Annotated in this window: 20 protein-coding genes; 7 read left to right on the plus strand and 13 right to left on the minus strand. The window is 70.0% G+C overall.

The features are described 5' to 3' along the window. Positions 1 to 53: 53 nt before the first annotated feature. Both GNT64_RS15280 and GNT64_RS15285 read right to left on the minus strand, forming a co-directional pair. On the minus strand, positions 54 to 485 hold the full coding sequence (locus tag GNT64_RS15280) for a J domain-containing protein (protein ID WP_156680309.1): 432 nt from the start codon (positions 483 to 485) through the stop codon (positions 54 to 56). 27 nt (positions 486 to 512) lie between these two features. Next, on the minus strand, positions 513 to 1,310 hold the full coding sequence (locus GNT64_RS15285) for a division plane positioning ATPase MipZ (protein ID WP_156680310.1): 798 nt from the start codon (positions 1,308 to 1,310) through the stop codon (positions 513 to 515). 106 nt (positions 1,311 to 1,416) lie between these two features. On the opposite strand from GNT64_RS15285, the gene panC reads away from it, so the two are divergent. Both panC and GNT64_RS15295 read left to right on the plus strand, forming a co-directional pair. Further along, positions 1,417 to 2,262 (plus strand): pantoate--beta-alanine ligase, encoded by an 846-nt coding sequence (panC, locus tag GNT64_RS15290; protein WP_156680311.1) that lies wholly within the window; start codon positions 1,417 to 1,419, stop codon positions 2,260 to 2,262. Between the two features lie 91 nt (positions 2,263 to 2,353). Next, on the plus strand, positions 2,354 to 2,650 hold the full coding sequence (locus tag GNT64_RS15295) for an SEL1-like repeat protein (protein WP_156680312.1): 297 nt from the start codon (positions 2,354 to 2,356) through the stop codon (positions 2,648 to 2,650). 30 nt (positions 2,651 to 2,680) lie between these two features. Here GNT64_RS15295 and GNT64_RS15300 read toward each other — a convergent pair whose 3' ends face one another. From GNT64_RS15300 to GNT64_RS15315, 4 genes are all read right to left on the minus strand, one after another. Then, positions 2,681 to 3,790, minus strand: a complete 1,110-nt coding sequence (locus tag GNT64_RS15300) for a GNAT family N-acetyltransferase (protein ID WP_156681674.1) — start codon at positions 3,788 to 3,790, stop codon at positions 2,681 to 2,683. Positions 3,791 to 3,807: 17 nt separating this feature from the next. Continuing rightward, positions 3,808 to 4,569: a glycerophosphodiester phosphodiesterase family protein gene (locus GNT64_RS15305; RefSeq protein WP_156680313.1), complete on the minus strand. Its 762-nt coding sequence runs from the start codon at positions 4,567 to 4,569 to the stop codon at positions 3,808 to 3,810. Then, positions 4,541 to 5,014, minus strand: a complete 474-nt coding sequence (locus GNT64_RS15310; protein ID WP_156680314.1) for a RidA family protein — start codon at positions 5,012 to 5,014, stop codon at positions 4,541 to 4,543. Before GNT64_RS15310 ends, GNT64_RS15305 begins: the two co-directional genes overlap by 29 nt. A 69-nt stretch (positions 5,015 to 5,083) precedes the next feature. Beyond that, positions 5,084 to 6,322 (minus strand): argininosuccinate synthase, encoded by a 1,239-nt coding sequence (locus GNT64_RS15315; protein WP_422396596.1) that lies wholly within the window; start codon positions 6,320 to 6,322, stop codon positions 5,084 to 5,086. A gap of 181 nt (positions 6,323 to 6,503) precedes the next feature. On the opposite strand from GNT64_RS15315, the gene GNT64_RS15320 reads away from it, so the two are divergent. After that, positions 6,504 to 7,151 (plus strand): EF-hand domain-containing protein, encoded by a 648-nt coding sequence (locus GNT64_RS15320; protein ID WP_156680315.1) that lies wholly within the window; start codon positions 6,504 to 6,506, stop codon positions 7,149 to 7,151. Between the two features lie 228 nt (positions 7,152 to 7,379). Here GNT64_RS15320 and GNT64_RS15325 read toward each other — a convergent pair whose 3' ends face one another. The 4 genes from GNT64_RS15325 to GNT64_RS15340 are packed head-to-tail and all read right to left on the minus strand — an operon-like array spanning position 7,380 to position 11,189. Continuing rightward, a complete protein-coding gene (locus tag GNT64_RS15325; RefSeq protein ID WP_156680316.1) occupies positions 7,380 to 8,615 on the minus strand; it encodes an SAM-dependent methyltransferase in 1,236 nt (411 codons plus the stop codon). A gap of 51 nt (positions 8,616 to 8,666) precedes the next feature. Next, on the minus strand, positions 8,667 to 9,425 hold the full coding sequence (locus GNT64_RS15330; RefSeq protein WP_277873236.1) for a sulfite exporter TauE/SafE family protein: 759 nt from the start codon (positions 9,423 to 9,425) through the stop codon (positions 8,667 to 8,669). Continuing rightward, complete coding sequence (rlmN, locus tag GNT64_RS15335; protein WP_156680317.1) at positions 9,418 to 10,647, minus strand: dual-specificity RNA methyltransferase RlmN; 1,230 nt, start codon at positions 10,645 to 10,647, stop codon at positions 9,418 to 9,420. The genes GNT64_RS15330 and rlmN overlap by 8 nt, the downstream gene beginning before the upstream one ends. Positions 10,648 to 10,679: 32 nt before the next feature. Continuing rightward, positions 10,680 to 11,189, minus strand: coding sequence for a hypothetical protein (locus GNT64_RS15340; RefSeq protein ID WP_231639035.1), 510 nt, complete (start codon positions 11,187 to 11,189; stop codon positions 10,680 to 10,682). A gap of 124 nt (positions 11,190 to 11,313) precedes the next feature. On the opposite strand from GNT64_RS15340, the gene dnaN reads away from it, so the two are divergent. Together dnaN and GNT64_RS15350 are read left to right on the plus strand one after the other, a co-directional pair. Beyond that, on the plus strand, positions 11,314 to 12,426 hold the full coding sequence (dnaN, locus tag GNT64_RS15345; RefSeq protein ID WP_156680318.1) for a DNA polymerase III subunit beta: 1,113 nt from the start codon (positions 11,314 to 11,316) through the stop codon (positions 12,424 to 12,426). A gap of 12 nt (positions 12,427 to 12,438) precedes the next feature. Continuing rightward, positions 12,439 to 12,816 (plus strand): VOC family protein, encoded by a 378-nt coding sequence (locus tag GNT64_RS15350; RefSeq protein WP_156680319.1) that lies wholly within the window; start codon positions 12,439 to 12,441, stop codon positions 12,814 to 12,816. 32 nt (positions 12,817 to 12,848) lie between these two features. Here GNT64_RS15350 and GNT64_RS15355 read toward each other — a convergent pair whose 3' ends face one another. Together GNT64_RS15355 and GNT64_RS15360 are read right to left on the minus strand one after the other, a co-directional pair. Next, entirely contained in the window at positions 12,849 to 13,385 is a 537-nt protein-coding gene (locus GNT64_RS15355) for a DUF2335 domain-containing protein (RefSeq protein ID WP_156680320.1), read from the minus strand. A gap of 370 nt (positions 13,386 to 13,755) precedes the next feature. After that, a complete protein-coding gene (locus tag GNT64_RS15360; protein WP_231639036.1) occupies positions 13,756 to 14,577 on the minus strand; it encodes a hypothetical protein in 822 nt (273 codons plus the stop codon). 26 nt (positions 14,578 to 14,603) lie between these two features. Between GNT64_RS15360 and recF the strand changes: the two genes are divergently transcribed. After that, positions 14,604 to 15,695, plus strand: coding sequence for a DNA replication/repair protein RecF (recF, locus tag GNT64_RS15365; protein WP_156680322.1), 1,092 nt, complete (start codon positions 14,604 to 14,606; stop codon positions 15,693 to 15,695). Positions 15,696 to 15,719: 24 nt separating this feature from the next. On the opposite strand, the gene GNT64_RS15370 is transcribed toward recF, so the two are convergent. After that, the gene (locus tag GNT64_RS15370) at positions 15,720 to 16,349 is read right to left on the minus strand and encodes a choice-of-anchor C family PEP-CTERM protein (RefSeq protein WP_197277016.1); all 630 of its coding nucleotides are present in this window, start codon (positions 16,347 to 16,349) and stop codon (positions 15,720 to 15,722) included. Between the two features lie 171 nt (positions 16,350 to 16,520). Here GNT64_RS15370 and gyrB point away from each other — a divergent pair, with 171 nt between their 5' ends. Continuing rightward, complete coding sequence (gene gyrB / locus GNT64_RS15375; RefSeq protein ID WP_156680323.1) at positions 16,521 to 18,980, plus strand: DNA topoisomerase (ATP-hydrolyzing) subunit B; 2,460 nt, start codon at positions 16,521 to 16,523, stop codon at positions 18,978 to 18,980. Positions 18,981 to 19,014 lie beyond the last annotated feature (34 nt).

Here is a 19,014-nt window from a genome sequence, read left to right on the forward strand (position 1 = left end):
CGTCGATGGACATGCGGGCTCCTGTGTGGCTGGTGCCGAAACGAACTCGGCGCTCAAGACGCGCGGGGGCGGCTTCGGTTCAACTCGGCGAGCAGCACGTCGCGCGCGCCGTTCACCCGCCGGGCGAGCTCGGCCGAGCCGCCGGCATCGGGGTGGACGCGCTGGATCAGGCGGCGGTGGGCGGCGCGGATCATCGCGGCATCCGCCGCCGCCGGCAGCCCCAGCAGGCCGCGCGCCTCCTCGATCGGCATCGCCGCGGCGAAGGCGGGCCGGCGGCGCAGCCACTCGCGGCGGCCGAACCACAGCCAGCCGGCCGACCAGCCGGCGCCGACCAGCGCCGGCAGCCACTCGCCGCGCGTCATCAGCCTGATCGCGAGCAGGCCGGCGACGATCGCGGCGATATCGCCCCAGCCGAAGCGGCGCCAACGCCCCGTCCGCCAGGCCCAGATGCCGATCGACGCCGCGGCCAGCAGCAGCAGGCTCATCGGCGCGCCCCCGTCACCGGCCCGGCTTCATCCGGCGGCGGCGATCCGCTTGGCCGGCCAGTCGGGCAGCGCGAAGCTGGAGATCATCTCGCGCAACTCCTGCCGCGCGGCGACATGGGCGATGCCCGGCTCGCCGATGGCGGCGAGATCCAGCAGGGTCAGCCCCTTCGGGAACAGCTCGCGGAAGATCACGCGCTCGGACAGGCCCGGCACCACGCGGAAGCCGACGCGCTTGGAAAGCTCGCCCATCGCCTGCGCCACGCGCTTCATGTTGCGCGCCTCGATATGCTGCAGGCGGTTGCGCAGCACCACCCAGTCCACCGTGGCGCCGTCGCGCTTGCCGCGCTGCTTGCGCGCTTCCCACACGAGCTCGGCGTAGAAGCTCGGGCGGCGCACCTTGTACGTCTCGGCATCCACCTGGCCGATCAGGTCCAGGTCGATGAAGCTGTCGTTGATCGGGGTGACGAGCGTGTCGGCGCGGATGATCGCGGCACGCGCGTCGACATCGTCGCGGCCCGGCGTATCGACCACCACGATCTCCGCATCGGCCGCCATCGCGTCCAGCCGCACGTCGATCGGGATGCCCTTGGCGGGATCGAACGTGTCGAAGGCGGGCATCGGCAGATCGATGCCCAGGCGGCGCACCGTGGCCTGCCGGTTCTCCAGATAGCGGGCCAGCGTACGCTGCCGCGTGTCCATGTCCAGCGCCGCCACCCGGCGCCCGGCGGCGGCCAGCGCCACGGCGGTGTGAACGGCGCTCGTCGACTTGCCCGACCCGCCTTTTTCGTTGGCGAAAACAATGAAGTGCGGTGTTCCGGCGGTCATCTGGCCCTGCGCTTCGCCCCGTGGATCGAACGGTGATTCCGGCCTTGATTCCGGCCTCCGCGCCCCTCAAAGAACGCCTCCAGCGTCTATCGGAGGTGCCGCTCTCGTGCAAATCATTCGTGACCGGGCGGCCTTGCGCGCGGCCGTCCGGGGCTTGCGCGGGGACGGCGGAACCATCGCCCTGGTGCCCACGATGGGGGCGCTGCACGCCGGCCACATGGCCCTGATCGCGGAGGCGCGGCGGCGCACGCGGCACGTGGTCGCCTCGATCTTCGTCAATCCGATCCAGTTCGGCCCGAACGAGGATCTCGCCGCCTATCCGCGCCGCGAGGCGAGCGACGCGAAGATGCTGGACGAGGCCGGCTGCGACATGGTGTGGGCGCCCGACGTGGCCGAGATGTATCCGCCGGGCTTCGCCACCGCCATAACGGTGCGCGGCGTGAGCGACGGGCTGGACGGCGCCGCCCGCCCCGGCCATTTCGACGGGGTCGCGACCGTCGTCGGCAAGCTCCTCAACCAGGTCGCGCCCGATGTCGCGCTGTTCGGTGAGAAGGACTATCAGCAGCTCGCCGTCATCCGCCGGATGGTCGCCGATCTCGACATAGCGGTGGAGATCGTCGGCGTGCCGACGGAGCGCGACGACGATGGCCTCGCCCTCTCCTCGCGCAACGCCTATTTCGACCCGGCCCAGCGAATCGCCGCCCGCGCCATGCCCCGCGCGCTCGGCGAAGCGGCCGAATCGATCGCGCGCGGCGACTCGGTTTCCGCTGCTCTCGCGCTTGCCCGCAGGCGGCTGACGGAGGCCGGCTTCGCGCCCATCGACTATGTAACGGTGTGCGACGCCAAGACTTTAGTCGAAGTCGACGAGGTACGCGACGAGGCGAGACTTTTGGTGGCCGCACGGCTTGGCCCGGTTAGACTAATAGATAATCTGCGTCTGCTTCCGCGTTAACCACTTATAACCTGTTTCCCCGCGAAAATCGGGTCCGACACAACAGTCGAACACCGAAGTCGAATATCGATGCAACATGTGGGGCAAGCAGATGGCACACAGCCTTGAAGCCGCGGCATATCTGATCGAGAGCCGCCTCGCCGATGCGGTGCGCGGCGATATCGATGCCTATTACGATCTGGGCATCGCCTATTCGTCGGGCAGCGAGGGGATCGACGTCGATCTCGTCGAGGCGCACAAATGGTTCAATCTCGCGGCGGTCGGCGGCAACGTCGCCGGGCAGGCCTGCCGGGCCGAGATCGCGAGCGAGATGAGCGCGCGCGAGATCGCCCTTGCGCAACGTCAGGCGCGGGCGTGGCTCAGCATGGGCGTGCGCGGCGAAGCCTGATCTTCGCCGGCGATACCCGCGAACGCCGGCTCAGTCGCGCTTGAACGGGGCCATCTCGGCCAGCGCCTCGATGTCGCGCTCGATCGCGCGGCGCTCGGCGGCGAGATAGTCGGCCACCGCCTGGCGGAAGCCCGGATCCGGGATGAAGTGCGCCGACCATGTCGGCACCGGCACATAGCCGCGCGCCAGCTTGTGATCGCCCTGCGCGCCCGCCTCCACCCGGCCCAGCCCGCGCGCGATCGCCGCATCGATCGCCTGATAGTAGCAGAGCTCGAAGTGGAGGAACGGCACCTCCTCCGTCGCGCCCCAGTAGCGGCCGTAGAGCGTGTCCGCGCCGATCAGGTTCAGCGCGCCCGCGATCGGCCTGCCGCCGCGCAGCGCCAGCATCAGCAGCACCTTGTCCGCCATCCGCTCGCCCAGCAGCGAGAAGAAGGGGCGCGTCAGATAGGGCCGGCCCCATTTGCGCGCGCCGGTATCCTGATAGAAGGCCCAGAAGGCGTCCCAGTGCGCCTCGGTCAGGTCGCCGCCGGTCAGGTGGACGATCTCCAGCCCCTGCACCGCCGCCGCCCGCTCCTTGCGGATGGCCTTGCGCTTGCGCGAGGCGAGCGCGCCGAGAAAGTCATCGAACGTCGCATAGCCGTCATTCGCCCAGTGGAACTGGCGATCCTCGCGGATCAGCCAGCCCGCCGCCTCGAACAGCGGCACCTGCGCCGGCGCGACGAAGGTCGCGTGGGCGGAGGAGAGGTTGTGCTGCCGCACCACCGCCTCCGCGGCGCCGATCAGCGCCGGCGCCACCGCCGGATCGCGCGCCAGCAGGCGCGGACCGGGCACGGGGCTGAACGGCACCGCGATCTGCAGCTTCGGATAATATTGTCCGCCGGCCCGCGTCCACGCGTCCGCCCAGCCGTGATCGAACACATATTCGCCCTGGCTGTGGCTCTTGGCGTAGGCCGGCACCACGCCGGCCAGCTGGCCGCAGGCATCGTCGATCGCGATCGGCACCGGCTGCCAGCCGCGCCGCGCGGTGGCGCTGCCGGACTCCTCCAGCGCGGAGAGGAAGGCGTGGCTGACGAACGGATTGTCGCTGCCGGCGCACGCATCCCACTCGGCCGCATCGAACGACGCGATCCCGTCCACCATGCGGGCGACGATCCCGCTCACGTCCGCTCGTAGATCATCGCGTCGGCATGAGCGGCGGCGGTCGCCTCGGCGGCGGCGCCGCGCACCGTCCACGTCAGCACCGGCAGGCCGCGCCGCCGCGCCGTGGCGGCGAAGCGGCAGGGCAGATCGCGCACGTCATAGGCAAGGAAGTCCGGCCGCGCCCGCCAGAGCGCCAGCCGCCGCTCGATCCGCCCGCGCAGGCGCGGCTTGCCCTGCCCGCTCACCACCAGGCCGCGCGTTACGTGCGGGCCGTGGCGGGCGAACCAGCGCCCCACCTCCGGGTTGAACGACATCACCGCCACCGCCCCGCGATACCCCTCCAGCGACCGCCGCACGCTCATGCACAGCGGATGGGCCGCGCGGTGGCGGGCCTTAATCTCGATCAGGAGGGGAACGCGCCCGGCGACCAGCGTGAGCATCTCGCTGAGACGCGGCAGCGTCTCGCCGGTTCCCTCAAGCATGATCCGGTCCAGCGCCGCCGCCGTCCGGTCGGCCACGGCGCCGCTCTCGCCGGTGAGCCGATCGAGCCCGTCGTCGTGGAAGACGAAGGCCTCGCCGCCGCGCGCCGCCTGCACGTCGCACTCGATGCCGTGGCCCAGCGCGATCGCCGCGCGGAAGGCGGCGCGGCTGTTCTCGACGATCCCCGGCCCGTGCAGCCCGCGATGGGCGAAGGGCTGGCGGGAGAGGAAGGCGATCCGCCTGGGCGCGGGCGCCGGCGCGATCAGCCCGTCAAGCAGGGCGGACGGCGACGATCGCATCGACCTCGACCGCGGCGCCCAGCGGCAGCACCGGCACGCCGACGGCGCTGCGCGCGTGCCGCCCGGCATCGCCGAACACCGCGACCATCAGCTCCGACGCGCCGTTCGCCACCTTGGGCTGATCGGTGAAATGCGGATCGGAGGCGACGAACGCGCCCAGCTTCACGATGCGCTCGACCCGGTCGAGGCTGCCGCCCAGCGCCGCCCTGATCTGCGCGATCAGCATCACGCCGCACCGCTCCGCCGCCTGCCGGCCATGCTCCACATCGAAGTCCGCGCCGAGCCGCCCGGCGATCAGCGATCCGTCCTCGCGGAACGGCAGCTGGCCGGAGATATGCAGCATCCCGTTCACCTCCACCGCCGGCACGTAGGCGGCGACGGGCGCGGCGGGCGCGGGCAGCGTGATGCCGAGTTCGGCGAGGCGGGTTTCAGGCGCGTCGGTCATGCGCTCCTCTTCGGTCGGTAGAGGTGGGGCGTCAACCCGCCGCGTCCGTAGTGGCAGCGCCGGGCCGTCCTACCGCCCGTCGCGCCGCCCCAGCAACCGGAGGCGCAGGGCGTTCAGCTTGATGAAGCCCTCCGCGTCGCGCTGGTCGTAGGCGCCGGCATCGTCCTCGAAGGTGACGACCTTCTCCGAATAGAGGCTGTGCGGGCTTCGCCGGCCGATGATGTGGGCCGCGCCCTTGTACAGCTTCAGCCGCACCGTGCCCGTCACCTTGGCCTGGCTGTGGTCGATCGCCGCCTGCAGCATCTCGCGCTCGGGCGAGAACCAGAAGCCGTTGTAGATCAGCTCGGCATAGCGCGGCGCCAGCTCGTCCTTCAGGTGGGCGGCGCCGCGATCGAGCGTGATCTGCTCGATGCCGCGATGGGCGAGGTGCAGGATCGTGCCGCCCGGCGTCTCGTACATCCCGCGCGACTTCATGCCGACATAGCGGTTCTCGACGAGGTCGAGCCGGCCGATGCCGTGGGTGCGGCCGAGATCGTTGAGCCGTGCCAGCAGCGCCGCCGGCCCCAGCCCCTCGCCGTTCACCGCCACCGCGTCGCCGCGCTCGAAATCCACGGTGATGATCTCGGGCGTGTCCGGCGCATCCTCCGGGTTCAGCGTGCGCGAGTAGACATAGTCCGGCACCTCCTCCCACGGATCCTCCAGCACCTTGCCCTCGGACGAGGTGTGGAGGAGGTTCGCGTCGGTGGAGAAGGGCGATTCGCCGCGCTTGTCCTTGGGCACCGGGATCTGGTGCTTCTCGGCATATTCGATCAGCTTGGTGCGGCTGGCGAGATCCCACTCACGCCACGGCGCGATCACCTTGATGTCGGGCGCCAGCGCGTAATAGCCGAGCTCGAAGCGCACCTGGTCGTTTCCCTTGCCGGTCGCGCCGTGGCTCACCGCGTCGGCGCCCACCGCCCGCGCGATCTCGATCTGGCGCTTGGCGATCAGCGGCCGGGCGATCGACGTGCCGAGCAGGTACAGCCCCTCGTACAGCGCGTTCGCGCGCATCATCGGGAACACATAGTCGCGGACGAACTCGTCGCGCAGGTCGTCGATGAAGATATGCTCCGGCCTGATCCCCATCATCAGCGCCTTGGCGCGCGCCGGCTCCAGCTCCTCGCCCTGGCCCAGGTCGGCGGTGAAGGTCACGACCTCGCAGGCATAGGTCTCCTTCAGCCACTTCAGGATCACGCTGGTATCGAGCCCGCCCGAATAAGCGAGGACGACGCGATTGATCGATGGCGACGCGGTCTTCGGTTGCGACACGGGGCTGCTCCGGGCTGGGAAAGGCGGGGCGGCGATAGCGGCGGCGGCCCCGGCGGGCAAGCACGCCCCGCGCGACGGACGCCGCCCGATACATTTCAGCGGCGAAATCCCGCCGAAGCATCCGCCCGCCACATGCGGCGTCAAGCCCGGGATGCGGGCGTGTATCAGCAGGAGTGATCTTATGAGGACGTTCATCGTCGCCGCCGGCCTTGCCGCCACCCTCGCCGCGGCGCTGCCGGCGCTGGCCCAGCCCACCGCCGCGCCCGCCCCGCCCTCCGCCGGCGCGGACCATCGCGCCCGGCCGATGACGCGCGCGGACGTGCAGGCCAGGGTGCAGCAGCGCTTCGCCATGGTCGACGCCAACCGCGACGGCGTCGTCACCAGGGCGGAGTTCGACGCCGCCCGCACGAAGATGCAGGCAGAGCGCGAGGCCAAGCGCGGCCAGCGCCGGGCCGAGACGTTCGCCCGGCTCGACGCCAACAAGGACGGCCAGCTCTCCCAGACCGAGTTCGCCACGCGGCCCGATCGCGACGGGATGCGCGGGCAGCGCGGTCATGGCGGCGGCATGGGCATGCATCGCGGCGGCGGCCGGGGCGGCATGGGCGGTTGGGGCGGCTTCGGCGGCCCGAACGGAGACAGGCGCGCGGAAGGCTTCTTCGCCGCGATGGACGCGAACCGCGACGGCAAGGTGACTCTCGCCGAGGCGACCGCCAAGCCGCTCGCGATGTTCGACAAGGCCGACGCCAATCACGACGGCACCGTCACGCCGGAAGAGCGCCGCGCCGCATGGCAGGCGATGCGCGCAGAGTGGAAGGGCAAGCGCGGCTGACCCGGTCCTCGCCGGAGCGGAGGAACGGACGGCGAGCGATGGGCCATTCCGGCCTGCCCCAGCCCCATCCTGCGGATGGTTGAGGCGGGCGGCCCATTCCTCCCCGGCACGGGGAGGGGGACCATCCGCAGGATGGTGGAGGGGCGGGCGGCACGCGATCCCGTTTCGCCCGGCCGCCCATCCCTCCGCCACCCCTTCGCGGCGGTCCCCTCCCGATGCCGGGCAGGATTATCCTCTCGCGTGGAGCGCCCGTTCCGCGTCGGCCAGATAGTCCCGCGTGATCGGCAGGGTGCGGCGATCGCGGATATATTGGATCTGGTAGTTGCACATGCCGCCGTGCAGGAAGGCCGCGCGCGCGCCCGCCAGGTAGAAGGTCCACATGCGGTAGAAACGCTCGTCGTACAGCGCGACGATCGCCGCCCGCGCCGCCACCGTGCGATCATACCAGTGTTTCAGCGTGTAGGCGTAGTGCAGCCGCAGCGTCTCGATGTCGGCGGCGATCAGCTTCACGCTCTCGCTGGCGGCGACGATCTCGGACAGAGCGGGATTGTAGCCGCCGGGGAAGATATATTTGCTGGTGAAGGCGTCGGTCGTGCCCGGCCCGCCCATGCGGCCGATCGTGTGCAGCAGCATCACCCCGTCGTCCGCCAGCAGCGATCGGCATTTCAGGAAGAAGCGGCGATAATGCGGCGGGCCGACATGCTCGAACATGCCGACGGAGACGATCCGGTCGAACACGCCGGTCACGTCGCGATAGTCGATCAGCTCGAACCGGACGCGGTCGGAGACCCCGGCCTCCTCCGCCCGCCGCCGGGCCGTGCGCAGCTGCTCCTCGGACAGGGTGATGCCGAGCACGTCGACGTCCGCCACGCGGTTCAGGTACAGCGCCATGCCGCCCCAGCCGCAGCCGATATCCAGCACGCGCTGGCCGGGCTTCAGGGCCAGCTTGGCGGCGATGTGCGCCTTCTTGTCGGCCTGCGCCTGCTCCAGCGTGTTGGCCGGATCGGTGAAGTAGGCGCAGCTATACTGCCGGTCGGCATCGAGGAAGAGATCGTAGAGCCGGTCGCCGATATCATAGTGGTGGGCCACGTTGCGGCGGGATTTCGCGCCCCAGTTGAAGCGATCGAGCCGCGCCCGCGCATTGCCCCAGTGGCGCCGCAGCGGGTTGGGCGCGGCCAGGCTCGGCCCCGGCTTCTCCCACGCGCCGTTCGCCCGGATCAGATCGATCAGCCCGGCGATGTCGCCTTCCTCGATGATCAGTCGGCCGTCGATGAACGCCTCGGCCGCGCCCAGCCGGGGATGGCGGACGATGTCCAGCCCCACTCGCCGGTCCGCCAGCCGGATCGTCACCCGCGGTCGGCCCGGATCTGGCGTGCCGACATCATGCAACCTGCCCGCAGCGTCGATCACGCGCAGCTCGCCGCGCCGCACCAGCCTGCCCAGCATCCGGTCAATCGTCGCCATCACCCCCTCATCCGATCCTCTCGTCCCTCCGGTTCATAGCGCCTCGCGCGCCTACGAATAGGCCCGCGCGAAGAACATGGTCGTCGTGACCACGCTCACCGCCAGCGTGCCGAGCCGCACCGCTGGCGCCGGCAGCCGCTTGCCGACTATCGCGCCCAGCCAGCCGCCGATCAGCGCGCCCGCCAGCATCGGCAGGCAGGCCGCCCAGTCGACCAGCCCGCTCGCGACGAACAGGCCGGTCGCCGCGAGGTTCGCCACCGCCAGCATCAGCGTGCGCGGCGCCATCATCGCCTGCGGGCCGATGCCGGCGAGCAGCCCGTAGGCGGCCGTCATCATCAGCCCGACACCGCCGCCGAAATAGCCGCCATAGATGCCGAGCGCGACCTGCACGACGACCAGCGTGCGCGGGCCGATCGTCGCCCGCGCGTGCAGCCAGCGCGCCGCGCGCGGGCCGAAGGCGAGCAGCACGGTGGCGTAGAGCAGCAGCCACGGGATGACGACGTCGAAGGTGCGCGTGGGCGTCAGGATCAGCAGCAGGCTGCCGATCAGCCCGCCGGCGAAGGTGATCGCCGCCAGCCGCGCCACGGAGATCCCGCCGAGCGGCGCCAGCCCGGCGCGATAGGACCATGCGCTGGCGCCCGCCCCCGGCAGCAGCGCCACGTTGGAGGTCGCGTTGGCGGCGGTGCCCGGCAGGCCGATCGCGATCAGCGCCGGCAGGGTGGCGAAGGTGCCGCCGCCGGCCAGCGCGTTCATCGCCCCGCCGAGCAACCCCGCGCCGGCCGCCAGCGCCAGCGCGACGGCATCAGCCAAGCGCCGCCTGCTTCGCCTCGGCGCGCCGGTCCAGCTCCGCCCGGCTGACCTTTTCGGCGGCGGACTTCAGCTGGCCGCACGCCGCCATGATGTCCCGCCCGCGCGGGGTGCGCACCGGCGCCGAGATGCCGGCCTTGAAGATGATGTCGGAGAAGCGGGCGATCCGCTCCGGCGTCGAACATTCGTAGGCCACGCCGGGCCACGGGTTGAACGGGATCAGGTTCACCTTGGCCGGCAGATCGTACCTGCGGATCAGGCGCACCAGCTCGCGCGCATCCTCGTCGCTGTCGTTCTTGTCGCGCAGCATGACATATTCGAAGGTGATGCGCCGCGCATTGTTGGCGCCCGGATAGTCGGCGCACGCCTGCAGCAGCTCCTCAATGCCGTATTTGCGGTTGATCGGCACGATCTCGTCGCGGATCTCCTTGGTCACGGCGTGGAGCGACACGGCGAGGTTCACGCCGATCTCCGCCCCCGCCCGCGCCATCATCGGCACCACGCCGGAGGTGGAGAGCGTGATGCGCCGCTTGGAGAGGGCGAGGCCGTCGCCATCCATCACCAGCTTCAATGCATCGCGCACATTGTCGAAATTATAGAGCGGCTCGCCCATGCCCATCATCACGATGTTGGTGAGCATCCGCCCCTCGGGCGTGGACGGCCACTCGCCCAGCGCGTCGCGCGCCAGCATCACCTGGCCCACGATCTCGCCGGCCGTCAGGTTGCGCACCAGCTTCATCGTGCCGGTGTGGCAGAAGCGGCAGTTCAGCGTGCAGCCCACCTGGCTGGAGACGCAGAGCGTGCCCCGGTCCGCATCGGGGATGAACACCATCTCGTAATCCTGCCCCCCCTGCCCGTCATTGGCGTCGGAGCGGAGCAGCCACTTGCGCGTGCCGTCGGTGGAGACCTGCGCTTCCACCACTTCCGGCCGCCCGACGACGAAGCGTTCGGCCAGCCACGGGTGCATGGCCTTGGCGATGTCGGTCATCAGCGCGAAGTCGGTCGTGCCGCGATTGTAGATCCAGTGCCACAGCTGCTTGGCGCGCAGCTTGGCCTGCTTCGCCTCCAGCCCCGCCGCCGCCAGCGCCTCGCGCAGCTGATCCCTGGTCAGGCCGAGCAGGTCGACGCGGCCGTCGGCGCGCGGCGGCAGGGCGCGCGGCACGGGTACGGGATCGATCCCGCCGGGTATCTGCATGGGGGCCTGGATGGGCGTGGGCGCGTTCATCGCGCGCACATAGTGGCAAACGCCCGATTCCGCTATCCCGCCCGTAGGCAGCCCAGCGCCGCCGCGTCGATCGCGCTCGCCGCGCCGCGCAGGCGGTAGGTGTCGGCGAAGGGGCGGCCGGCCAGGTCGATCGCCTCCAGGCTCATGCTGGACGCGCCGCGCATCGCCGCCACGATCGCGGCATCGCCGGGCGCGTCCGGCGCCCAGGCCTCCGCCTTGCCGGAGGCGAGCAGGAAGCGCCGCTCGCCGATGGTGAGATATACGGGCGTGCCGGCACGCTTGGCGGCGCTCAGCCGCACGTGCAGCTGCCCGCGCACCCGCAGCGTCGGCCAGGCGGAGACGGCGGCGAACGGCCGCCAGTCGCCCCGGCGGCCGCGACGCGCCGGCTCGGCGATGGCGAAGCAGCGCAGCGGCCGCGCATCGCGGAACGCCCCCCACCCCTCGAACACGCCGAGCGGATCGCGCGCCGCCGCCACCGCCGGCAGCGTGCAGAGCATGGCGGCGAGCAGCACCGGCGGCAGGATGCGGACAGGGCGGCGCATCCGCGCTCCATCGCGGCATCGCGGCGCGGATGCAACGGCCGCAAGCCAGCATTAACGTCTGGCACCACGCCCGCGCCGCGCTATAACGCCTGACCGCGCCCACGCGGGGGAAGCCGGGGACGACATGAAGGCGACGATCGAACGCGCGACACTCCTGAAAAGCCTCAGCCACGTGCAGTCCGTGGTCGAGCGGCGCAACACGATCCCGATCCTGTCCAACGTGCTGATCGAGGCATCGGCCGACGGCGCGCTGAAGCTGATGGCGACGGACCTCGACCTGCAGGTCGTCGATACCGTGGCGGCCGCGGTCGATCAGGCCGGCGCCACCACCGTCTCGGCCCACACCCTGTTCGATATCGCCCGCAAGCTGCCGGAAGGCAGCCAGGTGCAGATCAGCGCCGCAGACGGCAAGATGCAGATCGTCGCCGGCCGCGCGCGCTTCAATCTCTCCACTTTGCCGCGCGACGACTTCCCCGTGATCGCCGAGGGCGAGCTGCCGACCCGGTTCGAGCTGCCGGCCACCACCCTGAAGCAGATCATCGACAAGACCCGCTTCGCCATCTCCACGGAGGAGACGCGCTACTATCTGAACGGCATCTTCCTCCACGTCTCGGACGATGCGACGCCGGTGCTGAAGGCGGCCGCCACCGACGGCCACCGCCTCGCCCGCGTTACCGTGGCGCGGCCCGATGGCGCCGAGGGTATGCCGGACGTGATTGTGCCGCGCAAATGCGTGGGCGAGCTGCGCAAGCTGCTGGACGAGGTGGACGGCACGATCGAGGTGTCGCTCTCCTCCACCAAGATCCGCTTCGGCATGGGTGCGGCGATCCTCACCTCCAAGCTGATCGACGGCACCTTTCCCGATTATTCGCGCGTCATCCCCACGGGCAACGACAAGCTGCTGACGCTGGATCCGCGCAGCTTCATGCAGGGCGTCGACCGCGTCGCGACGATCGCCAGCGAGAAGACGCGCGCGGTGAAGATGGCGCTGGAGCGGGATCGCATCACCCTCTCCGTCACCAGCCCGGAGAACGGCACGGCTGCCGAGGAGGTGCCCGGCGCCTACACCGCCCAGCAGTTCGAAATCGGCTTCAACGCCCGCTACCTGATGGACATATTGGGCCAGATCGAGGGCGATCAGGTCGAGGTCCACCTTGCCGACGCGGCCGCGCCCACCCTGATCCGCGAGAATGACAAGGCGGCGGCACTCTACGTGCTGATGCCGATGCGGGTCTGAGGAGGAGAGACCATGGCCGCGCTGACCTACGCCACCGTCGGATCGAACCGGCTCGATGAGGCGAAGACCTTCTACGATGCGCTGCTCGGCCCGATCGGCATGACGGCGCTGTTCGAGCATCCGTCCGGCGGGCGGGTCTATGCGCAGGGCGGCACAATCGCCTTCGCGGTACTCGGCCCCTATGACGGCCAGCCCGCCACCGTGGGCAATGGTGGCATGGCCGGCTTCAGCTTCGACACGCCGGCCGAGGTGGACGCCTTCCACGCCCGCGCGCTCGAACTCGGCGGCACTGACGAGGGCGCGCCCGGCGAGCGCGGGCCCGGCTATTATTTCTCCTATTTCCGCGATCTGGACGGCAACAAGCTCTGCGCGTTCAAACTGGGGCGCTGAGGTCCATGGTGAGCAAATGCGCGTGCAATTGCTTACCGTTTTTGAGGGCGCTTTCCGCTTTTGCCTGATTGAGGCTCCGGTTCCAGTTCCGGCTCTCCTGCGTCGATTTGCTTAGCTTTGGTGAAGGCGTAAACCAAACCAACCAACGTCGCCGTTCCCAACACGGTGGCAGACTTGGTATCTCCGAGATAGGCAATGAAGCCGACCGCACACAGCAGACATATGACCGCCGTTATTGCAAGCCACTGACCACGGCCGCGAAAGACGAACTCTCTATCGATTATCGCCTTCTCACACTCGTGCCTGTGTGCCTGCTCCTTTTCCGCCATCGTGAAACATCTGTCAGCAGAGCCCGGGTGGACCCGTTCAAGATGCTCCATCTCCTCAGCCGATGGGATTGGCCCCGAATGAACTTTGCTCATCGTCCGGGTTAAAACCAAACGTGCATCACCCAATTTATCGGGCTTTAGCAGAGGTTTAAGTTTTTCGAGCGCAGCCTCCGTCGCTGCCGCTTCTGCTACAGCTACTTCGCGCCGTCCATTTAGATGATCAGGAGGTCTCGAGCTCATGCTTCATATCTCGAACTGACCGACGCACGTCGCCAGCCACTGCCCGCCAATCTGCAGCGATTGATCCACCACTACATTTCCGACGCGACAATGTCATCCGTTGTCCAATGTTTATACTGGCCGCGCCCTCCGCATAGAGGCGCAACTCAGAACGAGAGGTCCTGCCCATCTTGCGCATTATGCTCATTTGAATACCCTCAAGATAACGTGATGTGTGCCTTTGGCGAATGCCTGTGTCAACGAGCCGCCAGTACCAACGGTTGCTCCGGTTGTCCCAACCCTAGCGCAGTCCGCTCGTCAGATCATACAAACCTCTCGTGAAGCTGGGATTAAAGTTCAGCTTACGGTACGAGCAACGAGTAGGACAACCTCACCGGCCCGCCCCCGGCACCAGCGCCCGCATCTTCGTCGCCAGCGTCTCATAGGTGCTCGGCGCGTCCGGCAGGGTCACGCGGGCGGGCGGGATCGCCGCCGTCTCCACCGATCGCAGGGTGAAGCTGCCCTCGGACGAGAGCGGCGTGCCCAGGGCGAAGATCACCCGCGTCTCGGCGATCAGTTCGGCCGCGCCCGATCCCAGCAGCGGCGCGCCGGGGATCAGCGCCGCGTTCATGAACGCCTCCAGCGCGCGGCCGACCGGGCGGAGTGCCGGATCGTCGCTCGCCACCACCTCGATCGCGGCGTCGGGCTTCTCGTGGTCCAGCCCCGTCACGGCGTAGACGGTGCCCTGGCGGCCGGCGATCGCCCGGCTGCCGGTCGCCCGCGTCACGATCTTCGCCCTGGGCGCGCCCGGGCCGCCGCGGCCGAACGCGTCGCCGAAGATCGGGCCGCTCTGGGTCGCCCCCAGGGTCGTGTCGATGGCGCGGGCGAGATCCTCGGTGCGTGCCACCGTCTCCTCGCCGGGCCGGCCGCCGACCATGTAGAATTGCCCGCCTACCAGCAGGCCGTAATCCTCGGCCCCCGCCTCGCCGATGCGGGCGTCGCCGTTGTCGGCCACCTCCACCACCAACGGCGCCTCCTGCGCCCTGGCCACATAGGTGGCGCGCACGCCGGCCTGCGCCGGCACGGCGGCGATCGTGGCGAGGAGGATGGGCAGAATGCGGCGCATGGTCGTCTCCGGCAGGTCGCCGCCATCCTTAGGCGGCCCCGCGCCGGCGGCAAGTGTCGGCCGGGGCCGTCGCCGGGGCTGGCGCATCGCACCGGCGGCGCTAGACGCGGGGGATGGCCGTCACCCGCCTCGCCCTCACCGATTTCCGCTCCTACCCCACGGCCACGATCGAAGCCGCGCCCGGCCTGGTGGTGCTCACCGGCGAGAATGGCGCGGGCAAGACGAACGTGCTGGAGGCGCTCTCGCTGCTCGCGCCCGGCCGCGGCCTGCGCCAGGCGACCCTCGGCGAGATGGCGCGGGGCGGCGGGCCGGGCGGCTTCGCCGTCGCCGCCCGGCTCGCCTTGCCGGCCGGCGCGGTGGAGATCGGCACCGGCACGCTCGCCACCGCGCCCGAGCGGCGGCAGGTGCGGATCAACGGCGCGGCCAGCAGCGGCGGCGCGCTTGGCGAGTGGCTCTCGCTGCTGTGGCTCACGCCCGCGATGGACCGGCTGTTCGGCGAGGGAGCCAGCGGCCGGCGGCGCTTCCTCGACCGGCTCGTGCTGGCGCTGGAGCCGGGCCACGGCGTCCACGCCGCCCGCTACGAGGCGGCGATGCGCGCGCGCAACAAGCTGCTGGCCGAGCCGGAGGGGGCGGACGCCGCCTGGCTGGCGGCCTTGGAGGCGGGCATGGCCGAGCATGGCGCGGCGCTGGCCGGCGCGCGCGGCCGCACCGTCACGGCGCTCGCAACGCGATCGGCGGCGCAGCCGGCCGGGCCGTTCGCGCGCGCCGGCCTGTCGCTGGACGGCTGGCAGCCGGCGGCGGAGGCCGCGCCCGCCCTCGCGGCGGAGCTGCGCGGCGGCCGCGGGCGCGATGCCGCCGCCGGGCGCGCGCTCGCCGGGCCGCATCGCACGGACCTGCGCGTCACGCATCTGGACAAGGCGCAGCCGGCCGATCGCTGCTCCACCGGCGAGCAGAAGGCGCTGCTGCTGGGCCTGGTGCTCGCCCATGCCGATCTGGTGGCGGAGGGCGTCGGCCGGCGGCCGGTGCTGCTGCTGGACGAGGTCGCCGCCCATCTCGATCCGCACCGCCGCGCCGCGCTGTTCGATCGGCTGGCGGCGGCGGGCGGGCAGGTGTGGATGACGGGCACCGAGCCCGGCCTGTTCGCCGGCATCGGCGCGGGCGCCACCCGGCTTGCCGTGCGGAACGGCGTGGTCTCGGCCGCCTGACGCGCAGGCGGCCGAGCGGGGTCGTCAGGCGAAGGCGGGCGCCCGGCGGCTGCGGCGACGGATCACGCCGCCGATCATGCCCATGCCGCCGATCATCATCGCCCAGGTCGTCGGTTCCGGCACCACCGAGGTCAGGCTCACGCCGTCCAGCGCCGGGCCGTAGCCGGTGGCGTCGCTGGTGGCGAAGGTCAGCGTGGTGCTGCCCGTCCGGTCCGCGACGAAATTGTAGCTGCGCATCGACCAGCCCATCGCGGCGGTGGATGTCGTGCTGACGTCGAACGTCTCCGTCTTGGCGGTGTTGCCGCTGGCGCTCACGCTCAGCGTCTTCACCGCCGGGCTGCCGACGGGATTGCCGGCCAGCAGGTAGCTGACCGTATAGGCCTTGCCCGGCGTCGTATCGAACGTCTGGGAGAGGCTGCCGACCGAGCTGCCCGAGAGATCGATGCTGTAGCTGCCCGATCCGGGCTGCCAGTACCTGTGGATATAGTCCACGGTGCCGCCCACCGTCCAACCCGCGATGGCCGTCGATCCGCTGCCGAGCTCGGTGAACTGATCGGTCGTCGGCCCCACCTCGAAGTCGCCATTGCTGAACGTGGCGGCTTCGGCCATGCCGGGCACCGCCAGCAGCGCGACCGCGATCAATATCTTGCGCATCATTCTCTCCCCCACAAGGCCGTCGCGGCCGTCTGTCGACCGGCACGACTTATCCCGCCCGGGCCGCACGCGTAAAGGTGAAGCTGCGGTTAACACTATCCCGCTGAGGGACATTCGCGCGCCGCGGCCATTTCGCTTCCGTACCGCGGCCCCAATCCCTATATCCTCGCCATGGCAGAGACACCCCAGACGAACGATTACGGCGCGGACTCCATCAAGGTGCTGAAGGGGCTGGACGCGGTCCGCAAGCGCCCCGGAATGTATATCGGCGATACCGACGACGGCTCCGGCCTGCACCACATGGTGTTCGAGGTTTCGGACAATGCGATCGACGAGGCGCTCGCCGGCCACTGCGACCGGATCGAGATCACGCTGAACCCGGACGGCTCCGTCTCGGTCGAGGATAATGGCCGCGGCATCCCCACCGGCATCCACTCGGAGGAGGGCGTGTCCGCCGCCGAGGTCATCATGACCCAGCTGCACGCCGGCGGGAAGTTCGACAACACCAACGATTCCAACGCCTACAAGGTATCGGGCGGCCTGCACGGCGTCGGCGTATCGGTGGTCAACGCCCTGTCCGACACGCTCGATCTCACCATCTGGCGCGATGGCGAGGAGCATTACATGCAGTTCCGCCGCGGCGATGCGGTGGCGCCGCTGAAGGTGGTGGGCGCCGCTGGCGGCAAGAAGGGCACGCGCGTCACCTTCCTGCCCAGCGCCGAGACGTTCAAGATCACCGAGTTCGATTTCGACAAGCTGGAGCATCGCTACCGCGAGCTAGCCTTCCTCAACTCCGGCGTGCGCCTGTTCCTGATCGATGCGCGCCATGCCGAGCGCAGGCAGGTGGAGCTGTTCTACGAAGGGGGTATCGCCGCCTTCGTGAAATATCTCGATCGCGCCAAGACGCCGCTGATGCCGGAGCCGGTGGCCATCCACGGCCAGCGCGACGATGTCGGCATCGATGTCGCGCTGGAGTGGAACGACAGCTATTACGAGCAGGTCCTCGCCTTCACCAACAACATCCCGCAGCGGGATGGCGGCACCCACCTCGCCGCCTTCCGCGCGGCGCTCACCCGCACGATCAACAATTATGCGGAGAAGTCCGGCCTCCTGAAGAAGGAGAAGGTGACGCTGACCGGCGACGACATGCGCGAGGGGCTGACCGCGATCGTCTCGGTGAAGCTGCCCGATCCGAAGTTCAGCAGCCAGACGAAGGACAAGCTCGTCTCGTCCGAGGTTCGCCAGCCCTTGGAATCGCTGATGGCGGACAAGCTGGCCGAGTGGCTGGAGGAGAATCCGGCGCACGGCCGCTCGATCGTCCAGAAGGTGATCGACGCCGCCGCCGCGCGCGAGGCGGCAAAGAAGGCGCGGGAGCTCACCCGCCGCAAGGGGGTGATGGACATCGCCTCGCTGCCCGGCAAGCTGGCCGACTGCCAGGAGCGCGATCCCGCCAAGAGCGAGCTGTTCCTGGTCGAAGGCGATTCGGCCGGCGGCTCGGCCAAGCAGGGGCGCGATCGGCAGTATCAGGCCATCCTGCCGCTGAAGGGCAAGATCCTGAACGTGGAGCGCGCCCGCTTCGATCGCATGCTGTCCTCCAAGGAGGTCGGCACGCTGATCCAGGCGATGGGCACCGGCATCGGCCGCGACGATTTCAACATCGAGAAGCTGCGCTATCACAAGATCGTCATCATGACGGACGCCGACGTGGACGGCGCCCACATCCGCACCCTGCTGCTGACCTTCTTCTACCGCCAGATGCCGGAGATCATCACCGGCGGACACCTCTACATCGCCCAGCCGCCGCTCTACAAAGTCGCCAAGGGCCGTTCGGAGGTGTACCTCAAGGACAATGAGGCGCTCGAACGCTATCTCGTCGATGCCGGCGTCGGCCTGATGGTGCTGGAGGGCGCGGAGGGCACCCGCTCCGGCGCGGACCTGAAGTCGCTCGTCGATCATGCCCGGCGGATGCGCACGCTGATGGCCTATGTGCCGCGCCGCTACGATCCGGCGCTGGTGGAGGCGCTGGCGCTCACCGGCGCGCTCGATCCGGCGCTGGCCGATCGCGCGGGCGCGGCGCAAGCGGTGGCGGAATGGGCCGGCCGCGCCGATACGGAGGCCAGCTGGTCGGGCGACGCGACCGAGGACGGCGGCTATCATTTCCGCCGCATGTGGCGCGGCGTCGCCGATCACCACGTCATCGACGGCGCCTTCGTCGCCTCGGCGGAAGCGCGCAAGCTCCACAGCCTCGCCGCCGAGCAGGCGGAAAGCTATGCCCGGATCGCGCGGCTGGTGTCGCTGAAGGGCGCCGAGAAGCAGGCCGAGGGCGAGGACGAGCCCGTGCTCGACACGCGCGGCAAGCCGGTGACGCGCCCGTCCGAACTGCTCGACGCGATCCTCGCCGCCGGGCGCAAGGGCCTCGCCGTCTCGCGCTACAAGGGCCTCGGCGAGATGAACGCGGAGCAATTGTGGGAGACCACACTCGATCCCGCCAACCGCGCCATGCTGCAGGTCCATGTCGCCGACGCCAATATCGCGCACGAGACATTCGAGCGCCTGATGGGCGACGTGGTGGAGCCGCGGCGCGAGTTCATCCAGGAAAACGCCCTCTCGGTCGCCAATCTGGACGTGTAGCGCGCCGCGCCGATGATACGATCGTCATGCCGGA

The organism is Sphingomonas profundi (genome assembly GCF_009739515.1).
In the GTDB taxonomy this organism is placed as follows: domain Bacteria; phylum Pseudomonadota; class Alphaproteobacteria; order Sphingomonadales; family Sphingomonadaceae; genus Alterirhizorhabdus; species Alterirhizorhabdus profundi.

Excerpts from the sequence above, each read along its gene's own strand:
- GNT64_RS15280 (WP_156680309.1), bottom strand. The coding sequence starts at position 485 with ATGAGCCTGCTGCTGCTGGCCGCGGCGTCGATCGGCATCTGGGCCTGG.
- GNT64_RS15285 (WP_156680310.1), bottom strand. The coding sequence starts at position 1,310 with ATGACCGCCGGAACACCGCACTTCATTGTTTTCGCCAACGAAAAAGGC.
- GNT64_RS15295 (WP_156680312.1), top strand. The coding sequence starts at position 2,354 with ATGGCACACAGCCTTGAAGCCGCGGCATATCTGATCGAGAGCCGCCTC.
- GNT64_RS15300 (WP_156681674.1), bottom strand. The coding sequence starts at position 3,790 with ATGGTGGACGGGATCGCGTCGTTCGATGCGGCCGAGTGGGATGCGTGC.
- GNT64_RS15305 (WP_156680313.1), bottom strand. The coding sequence starts at position 4,569 with ATGCGATCGTCGCCGTCCGCCCTGCTTGACGGGCTGATCGCGCCGGCG.
- GNT64_RS15310 (WP_156680314.1), bottom strand. The coding sequence starts at position 5,014 with ATGACCGACGCGCCTGAAACCCGCCTCGCCGAACTCGGCATCACGCTG.
- GNT64_RS15320 (WP_156680315.1), top strand. The coding sequence starts at position 6,504 with ATGAGGACGTTCATCGTCGCCGCCGGCCTTGCCGCCACCCTCGCCGCG.
- GNT64_RS15325 (WP_156680316.1), bottom strand. The coding sequence starts at position 8,615 with ATGGCGACGATTGACCGGATGCTGGGCAGGCTGGTGCGGCGCGGCGAG.
- rlmN (WP_156680317.1), bottom strand. The coding sequence starts at position 10,647 with ATGAACGCGCCCACGCCCATCCAGGCCCCCATGCAGATACCCGGCGGG.
- GNT64_RS15340 (WP_231639035.1), bottom strand. The coding sequence starts at position 11,189 with ATGCGCCGCCCTGTCCGCATCCTGCCGCCGGTGCTGCTCGCCGCCATG.
- dnaN (WP_156680318.1), top strand. The coding sequence starts at position 11,314 with ATGAAGGCGACGATCGAACGCGCGACACTCCTGAAAAGCCTCAGCCAC.
- GNT64_RS15350 (WP_156680319.1), top strand. The coding sequence starts at position 12,439 with ATGGCCGCGCTGACCTACGCCACCGTCGGATCGAACCGGCTCGATGAG.
- GNT64_RS15355 (WP_156680320.1), bottom strand. The coding sequence starts at position 13,385 with ATGAGCTCGAGACCTCCTGATCATCTAAATGGACGGCGCGAAGTAGCT.
- GNT64_RS15360 (WP_231639036.1), bottom strand. The coding sequence starts at position 14,577 with ATGCGCCAGCCCCGGCGACGGCCCCGGCCGACACTTGCCGCCGGCGCG.
- recF (WP_156680322.1), top strand. The coding sequence starts at position 14,604 with ATGGCCGTCACCCGCCTCGCCCTCACCGATTTCCGCTCCTACCCCACG.
- GNT64_RS15370 (WP_197277016.1), bottom strand. The coding sequence starts at position 16,349 with ATGCGCAAGATATTGATCGCGGTCGCGCTGCTGGCGGTGCCCGGCATG.
- gyrB (WP_156680323.1), top strand. The coding sequence starts at position 16,521 with ATGGCAGAGACACCCCAGACGAACGATTACGGCGCGGACTCCATCAAG.